Origin of the sequence: Klebsiella sp. GL120222-02 (assembly GCF_003097195.1) — a bacterium.
Lineage (GTDB): Bacteria > Pseudomonadota > Gammaproteobacteria > Enterobacterales > Enterobacteriaceae > Klebsiella > Klebsiella variicola.
In genome coordinates this window covers 552,911-569,286 of record NZ_QEQO01000002.1, presented here as the reverse complement: position 1 = coordinate 569,286, position 16,376 = coordinate 552,911, and the positions used below count along the sequence as shown (strand labels likewise).

At 58.3% G+C, this 16,376-nt stretch carries 15 protein-coding genes; 9 read left to right on the top strand and 6 right to left on the bottom strand.

From position 1 onward, the window contains the following. Positions 1-217 precede the first annotated feature (217 nt). On the top strand, positions 218-3,448 hold the full coding sequence (gene rne, locus N438_RS07980; RefSeq protein WP_116696208.1) for a ribonuclease E: 3,231 nt from the start codon (positions 218-220) through the stop codon (positions 3,446-3,448). Between the two features lie 38 nt (positions 3,449-3,486). Here rne and N438_RS07975 read toward each other — a convergent pair whose 3' ends face one another. Next, the gene (locus N438_RS07975) at positions 3,487-4,515 is read right to left on the bottom strand and encodes a LysR family transcriptional regulator (protein WP_162499987.1); all 1,029 of its coding nucleotides are present in this window, start codon (positions 4,513-4,515) and stop codon (positions 3,487-3,489) included. Between the two features lie 16 nt (positions 4,516-4,531). On the opposite strand from N438_RS07975, the gene N438_RS07970 reads away from it, so the two are divergent. After that, a complete protein-coding gene (locus N438_RS07970) occupies positions 4,532-5,746 on the top strand; it encodes an MFS transporter (protein WP_008805977.1) in 1,215 nt (404 codons plus the stop codon). Positions 5,747-5,799: 53 nt separating this feature from the next. On the opposite strand, the gene murJ is transcribed toward N438_RS07970, so the two are convergent. From murJ to rimJ, 4 genes are all read right to left on the bottom strand, one after another. Then, on the bottom strand, positions 5,800-7,335 hold the full coding sequence (murJ, locus tag N438_RS07965) for a murein biosynthesis integral membrane protein MurJ (RefSeq protein WP_008805976.1): 1,536 nt from the start codon (positions 7,333-7,335) through the stop codon (positions 5,800-5,802). A gap of 111 nt (positions 7,336-7,446) precedes the next feature. Further along, positions 7,447-8,358 (bottom strand): Gfo/Idh/MocA family oxidoreductase, encoded by a 912-nt coding sequence (locus N438_RS07960; protein ID WP_155870612.1) that lies wholly within the window; start codon positions 8,356-8,358, stop codon positions 7,447-7,449. A gap of 14 nt (positions 8,359-8,372) precedes the next feature. Continuing rightward, positions 8,373-9,026: a YceH family protein gene (locus N438_RS07955; protein ID WP_049157723.1), complete on the bottom strand. Its 654-nt coding sequence runs from the start codon at positions 9,024-9,026 to the stop codon at positions 8,373-8,375. Between the two features lie 9 nt (positions 9,027-9,035). Continuing rightward, positions 9,036-9,620, bottom strand: a complete 585-nt coding sequence (rimJ, locus tag N438_RS07950) for a ribosomal protein S5-alanine N-acetyltransferase (RefSeq protein ID WP_008805973.1) — start codon at positions 9,618-9,620, stop codon at positions 9,036-9,038. 228 nt (positions 9,621-9,848) lie between these two features. Between rimJ and mdtH the strand changes: the two genes are divergently transcribed. From mdtH to N438_RS07910, 7 genes are all read left to right on the top strand, one after another. Then, positions 9,849-11,057: a multidrug efflux MFS transporter MdtH gene (gene mdtH, locus N438_RS07945; protein WP_012542248.1), complete on the top strand. Its 1,209-nt coding sequence runs from the start codon at positions 9,849-9,851 to the stop codon at positions 11,055-11,057. Positions 11,058-11,172: 115 nt separating this feature from the next. Then, entirely contained in the window at positions 11,173-11,733 is a 561-nt protein-coding gene (locus N438_RS07940; protein WP_012542249.1) for a lipoprotein, read from the top strand. A 125-nt stretch (positions 11,734-11,858) separates the two neighbouring features. Then, entirely contained in the window at positions 11,859-12,905 is a 1,047-nt protein-coding gene (gene pyrC / locus N438_RS07935; protein WP_008805970.1) for a dihydroorotase, read from the top strand. Between the two features lie 73 nt (positions 12,906-12,978). Next, positions 12,979-13,230: a DNA damage-inducible protein I gene (dinI, locus tag N438_RS07930; protein WP_002898994.1), complete on the top strand. Its 252-nt coding sequence runs from the start codon at positions 12,979-12,981 to the stop codon at positions 13,228-13,230. Between the two features lie 304 nt (positions 13,231-13,534). Continuing rightward, complete coding sequence (gene bssS, locus N438_RS07920; RefSeq protein WP_008805969.1) at positions 13,535-13,789, top strand: biofilm formation regulator BssS; 255 nt, start codon at positions 13,535-13,537, stop codon at positions 13,787-13,789. A 126-nt stretch (positions 13,790-13,915) separates the two neighbouring features. Next, positions 13,916-15,034 (top strand): N-methyl-L-tryptophan oxidase, encoded by a 1,119-nt coding sequence (gene solA / locus N438_RS07915; RefSeq protein ID WP_008805968.1) that lies wholly within the window; start codon positions 13,916-13,918, stop codon positions 15,032-15,034. 72 nt (positions 15,035-15,106) lie between these two features. After that, the gene (locus N438_RS07910; RefSeq protein ID WP_002898988.1) at positions 15,107-15,220 is read left to right on the top strand and encodes a DUF2770 family protein; all 114 of its coding nucleotides are present in this window, start codon (positions 15,107-15,109) and stop codon (positions 15,218-15,220) included. On the opposite strand, the gene N438_RS07905 is transcribed toward N438_RS07910, so the two are convergent. Then, on the bottom strand, positions 15,206-16,270 hold the full coding sequence (locus tag N438_RS07905) for a rhodanese-related sulfurtransferase (protein WP_008805967.1): 1,065 nt from the start codon (positions 16,268-16,270) through the stop codon (positions 15,206-15,208). The genes N438_RS07910 and N438_RS07905 overlap by 15 nt on opposite strands. Positions 16,271-16,376 lie beyond the last annotated feature (106 nt).

Here is a 16,376-nt window from a genome sequence, read left to right as displayed (position 1 = left end):
GGAATATTCTCTGGTGATACATCCCAGGCTGTTCCCCTGAATAATTGCGCTGTGTTTCCGTTTGAAACACAGGCGACCGACACTCTGCGCCTCTTAAGCGCGCGACAACCGTGAGGTTGGCGACGTGAACCAGACACGAGGCCATCGGTTTTCCCCCGGAAAGGCATTACTCTGCCCGCAGCTTAGTCGTCAATGTAAGAATAATGAGTAAGTTACGATGAAAAGAATGTTAATCAACGCAACTCAGCAGGAAGAGTTGCGCGTCGCCCTTGTTGATGGGCAGCGCCTGTACGACCTGGATATCGAAAGCCCCGGGCACGAACAGAAAAAAGCGAACATCTACAAAGGCAAAATCACCCGCATTGAACCTAGCCTTGAAGCCGCGTTTGTCGATTACGGCGCCGAGCGTCATGGTTTCCTCCCCCTCAAAGAAATCGCCCGCGAATACTTCCCTGCTAACTACAATGCGCACGGTCGTCCTAATATCAAAGACGTGCTGCGCGAAGGTCAGGAAGTTATCGTGCAGATTGATAAAGAAGAACGCGGCAACAAAGGCGCTGCGCTCACCACCTTTATCAGCCTGGCAGGCAGCTATCTGGTCCTGATGCCGAACAACCCGCGCGCGGGGGGAATTTCCCGCCGTATCGAGGGCGACGACCGCACTGAACTGAAAGAAGCGCTGGCGAGCCTGGAGCTTCCGGACGGCATGGGTCTTATCGTTCGCACCGCTGGCGTCGGCAAATCTGCCGAAGCCCTGCAGTGGGACCTGAGCTTCCGCCTGAAGCACTGGGAAGCGATTCAGAAAGCCGCGGAAAGCCGTCCGGCACCGTTCCTGATCCACCAGGAAAGCAACGTGATTGTCCGCGCATTCCGCGATTATCTGCGCCAGGACATCGGCGAAATCCTGATCGATAACCCGAAAGTGCTCGAGCTGGCGCGCCAGCATATCGCCGCACTGGGTCGTCCGGATTTCAGCAGCAAAATCAAACTGTACACCGGTGAAATCCCGCTGTTCAGCCATTATCAGATTGAATCGCAAATTGAGTCCGCCTTCCAGCGTGAAGTGCGCCTGCCTTCCGGTGGGTCTATCGTTATCGACAGCACCGAAGCGCTGACCGCGATCGATATCAACTCCGCCCGCGCCACCCGCGGCGGCGATATCGAAGAGACAGCCTTCAATACCAACCTTGAAGCGGCTGACGAGATTGCCCGCCAGCTGCGTCTGCGCGACCTCGGCGGCTTGATCGTTATCGACTTTATCGATATGACCCCGGTTCGCCACCAGCGTGCGGTGGAAAACCGTCTGCGTGAAGCCGTTCGTCAGGACCGCGCGCGCATTCAGATTAGCCATATTTCGCGCTTCGGCCTGCTGGAGATGTCTCGCCAGCGCCTGAGCCCGTCGCTGGGCGAATCCAGCCATCACGTCTGCCCGCGCTGCTCCGGCACCGGTACCGTGCGTGATAACGAATCGCTGTCGCTCTCTATTCTGCGTCTGATTGAAGAAGAGGCGCTGAAAGAGAACACCAAAGAAGTCCACGCCATCGTTCCGGTACCGATCGCCTCTTATCTGCTGAACGAAAAACGTGCCGCAGTGAGCGCAATCGAATCCCGTCAGGGCGATGTCCGCGTCATTATCGTGCCAAACGACGAGATGCAGACGCCGCACTACTCCGTCCTGCGCGTGCGTAAAGGTGAAGAGACCTCAACGCTGAGCTATCTGCTGCCGAAGCTGCATGAAGAAGAGATGGCGCTGCCTGGTGACGAGGAGCCAGCAGAACGTAAACGTCCGGAGCAGCCTGCGCTGGCCGCCTTTGTGATGCCTGACGCCCCACCGGCACCGATGCTGGAAGAGCCTGTGGCTGCCCCTGCGGTCGCCGCTGCCCCGGTCGCGGCCGCCGCGCCGGCCCAGCCGGGACTACTCTCACGCTTCTTCAGCGCGCTGAAAAATATCTTCTCTGGCACTGAAGAAGCCAAGCCGGTTGAAGTTCCGGTCGAGAAGAAAGCGGAAGAAAAACCGGAGCGTCAGCAGGAGCGCCGTAAACCGCGGAGCAACAACCGCCGCGACCGCAACGATCGCCGTGATAACCGCGACAATCGTGACAACCGTGATAACCGTGACAATCGCGACACCCGTGCGGACAATGCCGAGGGTCGTGAGCCGCGCGAATCGCGTGAAGAAAACCGTCGCAATCGTCGCGAAAAGCAGCCGCAAAACGTAGAAGCGCGTGACGCTCGCCAGACCGTCGGCGATGACGCGGACAAAGCCAAATCCCGCGACGAGCAGCAGCCGCGCCGCGAACGCTCCCGCCGCCGCAATGACGATAAACGCCAGGCGCAGCAGGAAGCCAAGGTGCAGACGCGTGAAGAGCCGGAAGTACAGGAGACTGAGCAGGAAGAGCGTGTGCAGACTCTGCCGCGTCGTAAACCGCGTCAGCTCTCCCAGAAAGTACGCATTGAGTCAGCCGTTGCCGAGCAGACTGCCGAGATCGCGCCTGAGACCGTTGTGGCTGAAGTCGCCACCCCGCGCAGCGAGCCGGTGAAAGCCGAACTGCCGGCGGTAGTGGAAAACGTAGTGGAACACGATGAAAACGGCGAATCCCGTGAAGCGAACGGTATGCCGCGCCGCTCTCGTCGTTCCCCGCGTCATCTGCGCGTGAGCGGTCAGCGCCGTCGTCGCTATCGTGACGAACGCTATCCGACCCAGTCGCCGATGCCGCTGACCGTCGCCTGCGCCTCGCCGGAGATGGCTTCCGGTAAAGTCTGGATCCGCTACCCGGTCGTTCGTCCGCAGGACCAGCAGCCGGAAGAGGTTCCGGTTCAGGACACCAGCGCCATTGAAGCCGTCGAAGCTATTGCGACACCGGTTGCCGTAGTTGAAACCGTCACTGCCGCGCCAGTTACCGTCGAGCCGGCGACCATGGAGCCCGTTACCGCTGAGCCGGTGGTCGTCGAACCCGTCGCGGCCGCCGAGCCGGTTATCGTTGATACTCCGGAAATTGTCGAGCCAGCCGCTGTCGAGCCAGCGCCGGTCGAAGCGCCAGCTGTCGAAGCGCCTCAGGCTATTGCGCCAGTGACGATCGACGCCGAGCCGGTCACGGTTGAACCTGAAGTGGTGGAAACGGCGCCTGTCGTTGAAGCGCCAGTGGAAACCATCGTTCCGGCCACGGAAACCGTGGTGGAAGCACCGGTGACCGAAGCCGCCCCAACAGCCCCTGCCGAACCGGTCAAAGCTGAAACGCCGGTAAGCAAACCCGTGGTTATGGCTGGCGATCGCCATGCTACCGCGCCGATGACCCGGGCGCCTGCTCCGGACTATGTCCCGGAAGCGCCGCGCCACAGCACCTGGGTGCGCCCGCCGTTCGCTTTTGAAGGTAAAGGCGCCGCCGGTGGTCATAGTGCGACGCGTAAAGCCACCGCAGAACCGACCCGCCCACAGCCCGTCGAATAAGCGTGCTTAATAAAAAAACCGGCCTCTGGCCGGTTTTTTTATGCGCTTTGCGGACGCTGCATCCCGGCCAGATCCGGCATGATCTCCCGCATCAGGTCAAGAAATTTACGCAGGCGCGTCGGATAATAGCGCGCCCAGGGATAAACCAGATGAACCGGTAGCGAGGCGGGACGCCACTGCGGGAACAGCTCAATCAGTCGTCCGGCGGCAATATCCTCCACGACCGTCCAGCTGGACACCATCGCAACCCCCAGCCCCGCCAGCGCGGTATTTCGCGCGACGTACAGGCTGTCAGTGCTCAGGCAGGGGGTGATGGCCGTCGAGACGATTTGCCCACTTTCCAGATGCCGGAGCCGTACCTCATGCTGATAAAAGGTATTAATGGCGATCCACGGCAGGCCGGATAGCGCCTCCAGCGAGGTTAACGGCGGGTACTTCGCCAGGAGTTCAGGGGAAGCCACCACGCAGCGCGGCACTTCCGCCAGCAGCACGGATACCGTGGCCGGATCCACCTCCGCGCCAACGCGGATGGCGCAGTCGATATTATCGCTGAGAAAGTCGACGGTATTATCATTCAGCATCCACTCGACCGACAGTTGCGGATGACGCTGCAGAAATGCGACCAGCGGCGCCAGCAGCTGTTGCTGGCCAAAAGCATGGGGAGCCCGTACCCGCAGCACCCCCACGGGCTGATCGTCGGCAATACGCAGATCATCCTCCAGCGCCAGCCAAGCGTCCACGACCTGACGGGCATGGCGATAACAGCGTTCGCCATCGTCAGTGAGCTTCATCGCATGAGTGGTGCGCAGGATCAACTTCACCCCCAGCAGTCCTTCCAGGGACTGCAGGCGGCGGCTGACGGTTGCCTGGGTGGTATCCATCTGCCCCGCGGCGGCGGAGAGTGAGCCGGCCTCTATAATACGAATATAGGTGCGCATCAGCTCAATGCGGTCTATACGCTCCTGTCTTTTCATTTTTCTTTTGCCTATACGTACTACGTATAACCGTTTTACCACCAGCCCGGCTACCGCGCCAGCTGCATTCAGGGAAAAATAGCGCCATCGCATCCATGAGGTACTGATCATGACACCGACTTCCCTTTCCACCCGCGACGCAGGCTGGATTATCTTCATTCTCGCACTCGGCGCCGGCTTTAGCGTCGCCTCTATCTATTATGCGCAGCCGCTACTGCCGCTGATGGGCGCCAATCTCCATCTGTCGGTAGAAGGGATGGGGCTGGTTCCTACCCTGACGCAGGCTGGCTACGCGCTCGGCATTCTGTTCCTGCTCCCGCTCGGCGACCGTCACGATCGCCGCCGGCTGATCCTGCTGAAGAGCGCAATGCTGGCGATCCTGCTGTTCCTGTGCAGCCTTACCGGCCAGCTCACCTCACTGCTGGTGGTCAGTCTGCTGATCGGTATGGCGGCCACCATGGCGCAGGATATCGTCCCGGCGGCGGCGATCCTCGCTCCGGCAGGCAAGCAGGGAAAAATGGTGGGCACGGTGATGACCGGGCTGCTGCTGGGGATCCTGCTTTCCAGGACGGTCAGCGGCGTAGTGGGCGCCGTATTCGGCTGGCGGGTGATGTATCAGGCGGCTGCAGTCAGCGTGGCGCTGATTGGCCTGGTGATGTGGCGGGTCCTGCCGCGCTTCGCCATTCACTCGACGCTGAGCTATCCGCAGCTGATGGCCTCAATGGCGCATCTGTGGCTGCGTTATCCGGCGTTACGCCGCGCTGCGCTGGCTCAAGGGGCGCTCTCTGTCGCCTTTAGCGCTTTCTGGTCGACGCTGGCGGTGATGCTCTCAGAACACTATCACATGGGGAGCGCAGTAGCGGGTGGCTTTGGTATCGCCGGTGCCGCCGGGGCGCTGGCGGCACCGCTGGCCGGCGGACTGGCCGATAAGTTTGGCGCCGGTAAAGTGACTCAGATGGGCGCGGCGCTGGTCACCCTCTCCTTCGCCCTGATGTTTATGCTGCCGCTGCTCCCTCTGCATGGCCAGCTGGCGCTGATTGCTCTCTCGGCTATTGGCTTCGATCTCGGCCTGCAGTCAAGCCTGGTGGCACATCAGAACCTTGTTTACAGCCTGGAGCCGCAGGCCCGTGGCCGCCTGAACGCTCTGCTGTTCACCGTGGTCTTTATCGGGATGTCGCTGGGGTCGGTGCTGGGCAGCAAGTTGTACGTGCTGGCGGGCTGGAACGGAGTGGTCACCCTCGCCGTCGTCAGCGGGGCAATTGCCCTGGCGATCCGCCTGCTGGAGAATGCGCGCCTCATCGCAGCCGAACGCCGCACATCATAAAAAAAACCCGCTTCGCCTGAGCGAAGCGGGTTTCCTCTTTCCCTCGCAATGGCTTACGCTGTGCGACGGGCAAACTCTTTTACGCGGAAGCCCAACACCAGTAGCGTAGCGAAATAAGCCACTACTCCGGCGACCACCACCACCAGCAGGCGCATCAGGCGGAACGGCATTGTCCCCTGAGACCACTCCGGCATGAGATGCATGACGCCCAGCAGCGCCGCGGCCATCACCACCACCGCCGCGACCAGACGCAGCAGGAAAGTCAGCCAGCCGGGCTGTGGGGTGAAAATTTTCTGTTTACGCAGTTGCCAGTAGAGCAGCGCGGCGTTCAGGCAGGCCGCCAGCCCTATGGACAGTGACAGGCCCGCGTGCTTGAGCGGGCCGATAAACGCCAGGTTCATCACCTGGGTCATAATCAGGGTGACAATGGCAATTTTCACCGGCGTTTTGATGTCCTGACGGGAATAGAAGCCCGGCGCCAGCACTTTCACCACGATAAGCCCCATCAGTCCCACGGAATAGGCCACCAGCGCGCGCTGGGTCATCGCCGCGTCAAAGGCGCTGAATTTACCGTACTGGAACAGGGCCACGGTCAGCGGTTTAGCGAGGATCCCCAGCGCCACCGCGCTCGGCAGCGCCAGCAGGAAGCAGAGTCGAAGGCCCCAGTCCATCAGGCGGCAATACTCGTCATGGTTACCACTGGCGAAGCTTTTCGACAACGACGGCAGCAGGATGGTGCCAAGGGCCACGCCCAGGACACCTGACGGAAACTCCATCAGACGGTCGGCATAGTACATCCATGACACCGATCCCGACACGAGAAACGAGGCGAAGATGGTATTGATGATGAGGGAGATCTGGCTTACCGACACGCCAAGGATCGCCGGCCCCATCTGCTTCACTACCCGCATCGCGCCAGCATCTTTCAGATTAATTCTGGGCAGAACCAGCATGCCAATCTTCTTCAGGTGCGGCAACTGGTAGGCCAGCTGCAGCACGCCGCCGACCGTCACCGCCCAGGCCAGCGCCAGCACCGGCGGATGGAAGTACGGCGCGGCAAACAGCGCAAAGCCAATCATGCTGACGTTGAGGAACGTCGGGGCAAAGGCCGGCACCGAGAAACGGTTCCAGGTATTGAGGATCGCCCCCACCAGCGAGGCCAGGGAGATCAGCAAAATATAGGGGAAGGTAATGCGCAGCAATTGGGTGGTCAGCGCAAATTTATCGGCGGTATCAGCAAACCCGGGGGCGGTGATGGTGATCACCCACGGCGCCGCCAGCATCCCGATAACGGTGACGATCGCCAGGGCCAGGGTCAGTAATCCGGAGACATACGAGACAAACACCCGGGTGGCATCTTCGCCCTGCTTGCTTTTATATTCGGCAAGGATCGGCACAAACGCCTGCGAGAAGGCGCCTTCGGCAAAAATACGCCGCAGCAGATTAGGCAGTTTGAAGGCGACAAAAAAGGCATCGGTCGCCATCCCGGCACCAAAAATGCGCGCCACAATCGCATCGCGGGCAAAGCCCAGCACGCGCGAAAACATGGTCATCGAACTGACGGCCGCCAGTGATTTTAAAAGATTCATTACGCTGTTATTCCAAACCCTGGAGTAAAACGCCCGCAAATGCGGGCGCTGGAAAGTGGCGATAGTCTACCGGGTTCAATATGAATTACTACTGTCAGTTGTTACAACGGATTATTCGCTGATGGCGTCACGCCAGAGTTTGTCAACCACCCGCTGAGCCAGCAGCGCCTGTTCGCCAGCGGTTTCCGGAACCGTCTGATTTTGCACGCATTCGATGAAATGTCGCGCGCAGCCGACAAAACCGCGCTGCTCGAGGGTGGTTTGCCAGCCCGCCACCGGGCGCTGGACCACGCCAAGACCACACTCCTCCTGCCATTCGCGCATCTCACTCACCGCATATAACCCGCCATCGGTGACCGCCTGCACCCACTCACGCTGGCTTCCGGCACGGCGGTGCATGCTGGTGGTAACCTGCAGCCGGGGCGAACTGAACTGGTGTTCGGCATAGAGCATTTCACCCTGAGGAGTGATCTGCAACGTGCCGCCGCGCAGGCGCGCCTGACCATCAGCCAGCCACAACGCAGTATCCACCACGTGCAGATAGTCATCGAGAAGGGTAAAGCGCAGATCGTTGCCTACGCTGTCGCTACGATGCTTATCCATCCGCAGCGAGGCCGCCTCGCCCAGCCGCCCCTTCAGTTCACGATAGAGTGGCGCAAAGCGGCGATTGAAACCGACCATCAGCGTCAGATGACGCCGGGCAGCCAGCTCGACCAGCGCTTCCGCCTCGCTCAGCTTGTCCGCCAGCGGTTTATCCACACAAACATGAACCCCGGCATTCAACAAGTGATTCACGACTTCATAATGTGAAGCCGTCGACGTATGGACAAAGACCGCATCGCACTGCGCCGCCAGGGCATCCAGCGAATCAGCATACGGGATCCGCCAGGTTTCGCAGATGCGCAACGCCTTCTCTTTTCCCGGCGACCATGCTGCCTGCAGCGTCCAGCTTTCCGCAGCGCCTAACACCGGCAGCCACGCTTTCTGCGCGATGCCCCCTAAGCCAACCACCCCAATGCGCAGTCTTGTCCCCACGTTTAGTCCCCCAGATGGTGTAACAGCGAGTCAAGGCGCGCTTTCAATTCCGCCACCTCGCCTTCCAGTGCTTCAACCCGGGCACGCAGATCGTCATCGTCTTCCAGCGGCGAGAGTGTTTCCACCGTGGTGATCAGCGTGTCCATGTCATCGCAAAACAGATGCATATAGCGGCTTTCCCGTTTCCCCGGTTCCCGTGGCAGGCGGGCAACAAAAGGACCATCCTCGCGCGTCGCTAACCCTTCCAGCACGCTTTCCACTTCCGCCATATCGCTGAACTCATGCATCCGCTGCGCGCGGCTACGGAGTTCACCCGGCGTCTGGGCGCCGCGCAGCAGCAGCGTCGTCACCACCGCTACTTCGCCGGCGCTGAGTTTCAGATCGCCAAATTCAGAGTTGCAAAAGCGCTGCTCATACTTGGTCACTCGATTGCCGAATCCGCTGACCGTGCGTAAATAGTGGCGCTTCACCAGGGTATCCAGCAGCGTCTGGACCTCGCCTTCGCTCAGCGACATCACCGGTTCGCGGTTGGTTTTCTGATTGCAGGCGGTCACCACGGCGTTCACCGACAGCGGGTACTGCTCGGGCGTGGTAACCTGCTTTTCCAGCAGACAGCCAATGACGCGCGCTTCGTGCGCGGTTAACTGATATTTCATCCTCTCTCCTTAGCGCCCTGCTGACCAGTCCGGCGTCGTTAGCGCCGTCAGTACATGGTCACGCCACTGCCCGTCAATCAGCAGATAATCTTTGGCGTAACCCTCTTTTTCGAACCCCAACCGCGCCAGCAGCGCGCCGCTGCGCTGATTATGCGGCATATAGTTGGCCATAATGCGATGGATATGCTGCGTGCGCTGCATATAGCGAATCGCGGCGGTCAACGCTTCAAACATCAGCCCCTGCCCTTGCCACTTCTCGCCAATGGAGTAGCCGAGATAACAGGCATGGAATGATCCGCGAACTACGTTGGAGAAATTCGCCACGCCAACGATCTCTTTTTCCTCCGCATCGAGCAGCGCGAAATAAAATGCAGACCCCTGCTTATGAAACTCGCCGATCATTGACAGACGCGCCTGCCACCCGGAGGGATAGCAGTGGCTGTCGTCACGTACCGGCTCCCAGGGTTTTAAGAACACTTTATTCTCGGCGTAATAATCGGCCAGACGCCAGGCGTCACGATCGTGGACCAGGCGCACCACCAGCCGGTCCGTCGTCAAACGCACCTTCGGCACGTTACTGCGATAGCCAAACATTTCCTTTTCAGTCCCCCTGACTTCAATCTTGCTCTCATCACTATACCTGTCCTGCACGATAGTGTGAAAACAGCAACATACCATTTTCTGCGCCATCTCCTCTTTTCGATGAATAGGCTCAATCGAACTTGCTTTTTGATAAAAAAATATTGTCGCAAGGGTGCTGGGAAAAGCAGCAGATTGCCCGCAGAATATCCTCGCTTATCTCTATTTTTCCCTGGAGGGGAAATGTCCCGCGTCTCGCAGGCAAGGAGCCTGGGTAAATATTTCCTGTTAGTCGATAACATGCTGGTCGTACTGGGCTTTTTTGTCGTTTTTCCGCTGATTTCCATCCGCTTTGTCGATCAGATGGGTTGGGCAGCGCTGATGGTCGGCATTGCGCTCGGCCTGCGCCAGCTGGTGCAGCAAGGATTAGGCATTTTTGGCGGCGCCATTGCCGACCGCTTCGGCGCGAAACCCATGATTGTCACCGGCATGCTGATGCGCGCCGGCGGCTTCGCGGCGATGGCCGTCGCCCATGAGCCCTGGGTGCTCTGGCTCTCCTGTATCTTGTCCGGGTTAGGCGGCACGTTGTTCGATCCGCCACGAGCCGCGCTGGTGGTCAAACTGGTGCGCCCGCATCAGCGCGGCCGCTTTTTCTCCCTCCTGATGATGCAGGACAGCGCCGGCGCGGTGATTGGCGCCCTGCTGGGCAGTTGGCTGCTACAGTATGACTTCCGTCTGGTGTGCAGCGCCGGCGCCGCGCTGTTTATCGCTTGCGCCGCGTTTAACGCCTGGTATCTGCCAGCATGGAAACTGTCCACGGTGAAAACGCCAGTCCGCGAGGGGCTGGGACGGGTGCTGCGGGATAAGCGCTTCGTCACCTATGTCCTGACGTTAACAGGCTATTACATGCTGGCGGTGCAGGTGATGCTGATGCTGCCGATCATGGTGAACGACATTGCCGGTTCGCCGGCCGCCGTGAAGTGGATGTACGCCATCGAAGCCACCATTTCGCTGACCCTGCTCTATCCCATTGCCCGCTGGAGCGAGAAACGCTACCGCCTTGAGCACCGGCTGATGGCCGGTCTGCTGGTGATGACGCTGGCGATGCTGCCGATTGGCATGACCAGCAGTTTGCAGCAGTTATTTACCCTGATCTGCCTGTTTTACATCGGTTCGATCATCGCGGAACCCGCCAGGGAGACGCTGGGCGCCTCGCTGGCGGATGCCCGGGCGCGCGGCAGCTATATGGGGTTCAGCCGCCTGGGTCTCGCCTTCGGCGGCGCGCTGGGTTACGCGGGCGGCGGCTGGCTGTTTGATGCCGGCAAAGCCGTGGGCCAGCCCGAACTGCCGTGGCTGATGCTCGGCGCCATTGGGTTTATCACTTTCCTTGCCCTGTGGTGGCAATTCAGTCCAAAACGCTCCGCCTCCGGTATGCTGGAGCCGCGCACCTAAGCGCGTAGGTCCGCGGTTTCTCCTGCCTTTCAGCCTATTCTGCTGGCATGAAGAATGCTGACAGGTCATGATGCTTTGTGTCAGGATGAATGATGGTACGAGCTTGAGGAACCCCATGAAAAAGATATTGATCGCCGCGGCGCTGATTGTCAGCGGTCTGCTGAGCGGCTGTAACCAGTTGACCCAATACACGGTAAGCGAGCAGGAGATAAACCAGGCGCTGCAGAAGCGTAACCATTTCGCCAAAGATATCGGTCTGAAAGGCGTTGCCGATGCCCATATTGAGCTGCAGAACCTGACCAGCGCTATTGGCCGTGAAGAGCCGGGTAAAGTCACGCTGACCGGGGTCGCCAACGTCGATCTGAACTCCCTGTTCGGCACCCAGAAAGCGACGATCGATCTGAAGCTCAAAGCGCTGCCAACCTTTGACAGAGAGAAAGGCGCTATCTTCCTGCAGGAAATGGAGGTGGTCGATGCCAAAGTGGCGCCCGAGAAGCTGCAGTCGGTGATTCAGGCCCTGCTCCCCTATCTGAACCAGTCGCTGCGCAGCTACTTCAGCCAGCAACCGGCCTATGTCCTGCGTGAAGACGCCAGCACCGGCGAAGCGCTGGCGAAGAAATATGCCAAGGGCATAGAGGTGAAACCGGGCGAAATTGTCATCCCCTTTACCAATTAATCTTCAGGGCGCTACGGCGCCCTGAATTTTTTACGGAAATGAGTGCAAAGGAAAACGTTTACGCTTATCCTTAGTGCCCGGCAAAAAACAGCCCTGATGACTGAACCTATTAGCCGGAGCCTTCCATGACAGCACAACCCCAGGTATTGAAAATCCGCCGCCCAGACGACTGGCATATCCATCTGCGTGATGACGATATGCTGAAAACCGTCGTGCCTTACACCAGTGAGTTTTATGGCCGGGCGATCGTGATGCCGAATCTGGTGCCGCCTGTCACCACCGTCGCGGCGGCTATCGCCTATCGCCAGCGCATTATGGACGCCGTCCCGGCCGGGCACGATTTTACCCCGTTGATGACCTGCTATCTGACAGATTCCCTCGACCCGGCGGAGCTGGAGCGCGGCTTTAACGAAGGTGTGTTCACCGCCGCCAAGCTCTACCCGGCCAACGCCACGACCAACTCCAGCCACGGTGTCACCAGCACCGACGCCATTATGCCGGTGCTGGAGCGGATGGAAAAACTGGGCATGCCGCTGCTGGTACATGGGGAAGTCACCCACGCCGAGATTGATATTTTCGATCGTGAAGCGCGCTTTATTGACACGGTGATGGAGCCCCTGCGCCAGCGCCTGCCCGGTCTGAAGGTGGTCTTTGAGCATATTACTACCAAAGATGCCGCCGAATATGTGCGTGACGGTAATGAACTGCTGGCGGCCACTATTACCCCGCAGCACCTGATGTTCAACCGCAACCATATGCTGGTCGGCGGTATTCGTCCTCACCTGTACTGCCTGCCGGTACTCAAACGCAATATTCATCAGCAGGCGCTGCGCGAACTGGTCGCCAGCGGCTTTAGCCGCGCCTTCCTTGGCACCGACTCCGCACCACACGCCCGCCATCGTAAGGAAGCCAGCTGCGGCTGCGCCGGCTGCTTCAACGCCCCGACCGCCCTCGGCAGCTACGCCACCGTGTTTGAAGAAATGAACGCTCTGCAGCACTTTGAAGCCTTCTGCTCGCTGAACGGCCCGCGCTTCTACGGTCTGCCGGTCAATGAAAGCTATGTTGAGCTGGTGCGTGAAGAGACCACGGTCGTTGACAGCATTGCGCTGCCCAATGATAGCCTGGTCCCGTTCCTGGCGGGTGAAACCGTTCGCTGGACGATGAAGCGATAAAAAACGTAGCCCCCTGTTGTCAACGCCCACCAGATACTGTATAAATAACCAGTACCAAACACAGGGGGCAATTATGCGCATCGAAGTGTCTATCGCCAAAACGACCGCCTTACCCAACGGCGCGCTGGAAGCGCTGAATAACGAACTCTCCCGGCGTATCGCCGAGCAATTCCCGGCCATCGACAGTCAGGTGAGCGTGCGCTACGCCACCGGCAACCAGCTCTCGGTGTTCGGCGCCCTGAAAGAAGACAAAGACCGGATAAGCGAAATCCTGCAGGAAACCTGGGAAAGCGCGGACGACTGGTTTGTCCACGATCTCTCCTGAAGCATGGCGGGATCCAGTTACTCTGGTTTGCTCCCTCATTGTGCTTTTCTTTGCCGGGTCGCCCCGGCTTTTTTCTCCCCGCCTCTTGTTCAGAATATTCCTGATTATTCTGCTTAATATCGGCTAAAATGGCCATTTCCCGCGCTTATTTTGCGTAAAAAAGCGGCGAAAACAAGAAAATCATGCTGCCTTTCATTTAATTTCTCGAGTTTATTCTTGATCCCTGATATAATTAACTTGCTTCAAAAAACATGCATTAAACCTCGAGAATTGTTGTCTTTTAACATATGAATAAGGGGTTATGATGGAAAAAAATAATGAAGTCATTCAGACCCATCCCCTCGTTGGATGGGACATCAGCACCGTTGATAGCTACGATGCGCTGATGTTGCGCCTGCACTACCAGAACCCCACTCAAGAAAACAGTCATGATGCTGAAATTGGCCAGACGCTATGGCTAACGACGGACGTCGCACGTCAATTTATTTCAATCCTGGAAGCAGGCATTGCGAAGATTGAATCTGGCGAATACCAGGAAAACGAGTACCGCCGACATTAACGCGATACGGGGAATGACTAAACAATAGTCTTAACAGGCACCTGCGGGTGCCTGAATTATTTTCGGGCTTGTATAAGCGCAGGGAGTTAATTACCCTGCTAATAAGGCAATTACCCGGAACTCACCATGCAATACGATCTTATCATTATCGGCAGCGGATCGGTCGGCGCTGCCGCTGGCTATTATGCGCGTCGTGCCGGACTCAATGTTCTGATGACCGATGCCCACCAACCTCCCCATCAGGAGGGCAGCCATCATGGCAGTAGCCGTCTTATCCGTCACGCTTATGGCGAAGGTGAAAAGTATGTTCCGCTGGTGCTGCGCGCCCAGCAGCTGTGGGATGAACTGGCTGAAATCAGCGGCGAAGCCGTTTTTGAACGCACCGGCGTCATTAACCTCGGCCCCGCCAGCTCTCCTTTCCTGGCCAACGTCGCCGCCAGCGCCAGGGCGTTCGATCTTGAGGTTGAAGAGTTAGATGCTCAGGCCGTCATGCAGCGCTGGCCGGAGATACGCCTTCCCGACGACTATCGGGCGATTTTCGAACCGGCGTCCGGCGTACTGCGCAGTGAGCTAGCTGTCGAGACCTGGATACGTCTGGCACGGGAAGCTGGCTGCGCGCAGCTATTCAACTGCCCGGTCTCAGCCATTCATCACCATGCAGACGGGGTCACCATTGATACCCTTGACGGTGAATATCACGGCAAGAAATTGCTGATTAGCGCCGGTACCTGGGTCACCCGCCTGCTTCCGGACCTCCCCATCCAGCCGGTACGTAAGGTTTTTGCCTGGTTCCAGGCCGATGGCCGTTACAGCAGCAAGAATCATTTCCCGGCATTCACCGGCGAGCTACCCAACGGCGATCAATACTACGGTTTCCCGGCGGAAGATAACGAGCTAAAGATCGGCAAGCATAACGGCGGTCAGCCTGTCTCCACGCCGCAGGAGCGATCGGCGTTTGGCGCTGTCGCCAGCGATGGTTCCGAATCCTTTCCGTTTTTACGTAACGTCCTGCCCGGGATCGGCGGCTGTCTGCACGGCGCCTCCTGCACCTATGACAACACGGTCGATGAAGATTTTATTATCGATACGCTCCCTGGCAGACCAGACACACTGCTGATCACCGGTCTGAGCGGCCATGGCTTTAAGTTTGCGCCGGTGCTGGGAGAAATTGCCAGTCAGTTTGCCCAGGGACAGACGTCGACCTTTAACCTGACGCCTTTCTCGCTGGCGCGCTTTAGCTCATAACGGAATGCGGCACGCTTGCCGCCGGAAAAAAAACGGCCTCTGTGTCGAGGCCGTTAGTCATTGAGAACGGTTATGCGTCGCCTGTTTAATATGCTGGTTAACAACGTGCGCGAGCACTTTATGATCTACCTTGCGCTGTGGTTGCTGCTGGCGATCATCGATCTCGTCTGGTTATGGTTTTTCTGACGACTCCGGCTCGGGGATCCCGAGTTTGGTGTTCAGTCGGCCACGCGATTTGTTAAAGATTTTATTGCCGTTTTCGCGTCCGGCGCGCAGTTTGCGCTGCTCCTCTTCCGGCAGCTTATGCTCTTCCATGCACGCTTCGCTACAGCAACCGGCAAACTTCTCAGCGCAGCTCGGGCACTGAATAAACAGCAGATGACAGCCATCATTCAGGCAATTGGTATGGGTATCGCACGGCGCGCCACACTGATGACAGTGCGCGATGACGTCATCGGAGATACGCTCGCCCATCCGCTCATCAAAGACAAAGTTTTTGCCAATAAAACGGACCGGCAGCCCCTGCTCACGTGCGCGGCGGGCGTACTCAATAATCCCGCCCTCGATATGCCAGACCTTATTGAAACCGTTATGCTTCATCCAGGCGCTGGCTTTTTCACAGCGAATACCGCCGGTGCAATACATAACAATTTTCTTGTCTTTGTGGTCCTGCATCATTTCCACGGCTTTCGGCAGCTGGTCGCGGAAGGTATCCGCCGGGATCTCCAGCGCGTTTTCGAAATGACCCACCTCATATTCATAGTGGTTACGCATATCGATAAATACCGCATCCGGATCGTCAAGCATGGCATTGACGTCCGCCGCCTTGAGATAATCCCCAACATTGGAGGCATCGAAAGAGGGATCGTCGATGCCATCGGCGACAATACGGTCGCGCACTTTCAGGCGCAGAACCCAGAAAGATTTCCCATCGTCCTCAAGGGCGATATTGAAACGCAGCCCCGCCAGCGCCGGATCGAAGCCATAGAGAAACTCACGCAGGGCTTCAACGTTGCTTTCCGGCACGCTGATTTGCGCGTTGATCCCTTCCCGGGCCAGATAAATACGGCCAAAGACCTTCAGCTGGGTTAAGGCAACCCATAACGCATCGCGAGTGGCCTGCGGGTCGACAATGGTGAAATATTTATAGAATGAGATCGTCGTGCGCGGCTCGGTCTCAGCCAGCATTTGCGCCTTTAACGTCTCATTTGAAATGCGGTTGTGTAACACTGGCATGGTGTACCTGCTCGACATAGAAATGAGGAAATAAACGGCGGGCATGATATAGCAAAGCTAATTAATTTACATCCCTACATTTTACGCTACATTTCTCTCACCCGGT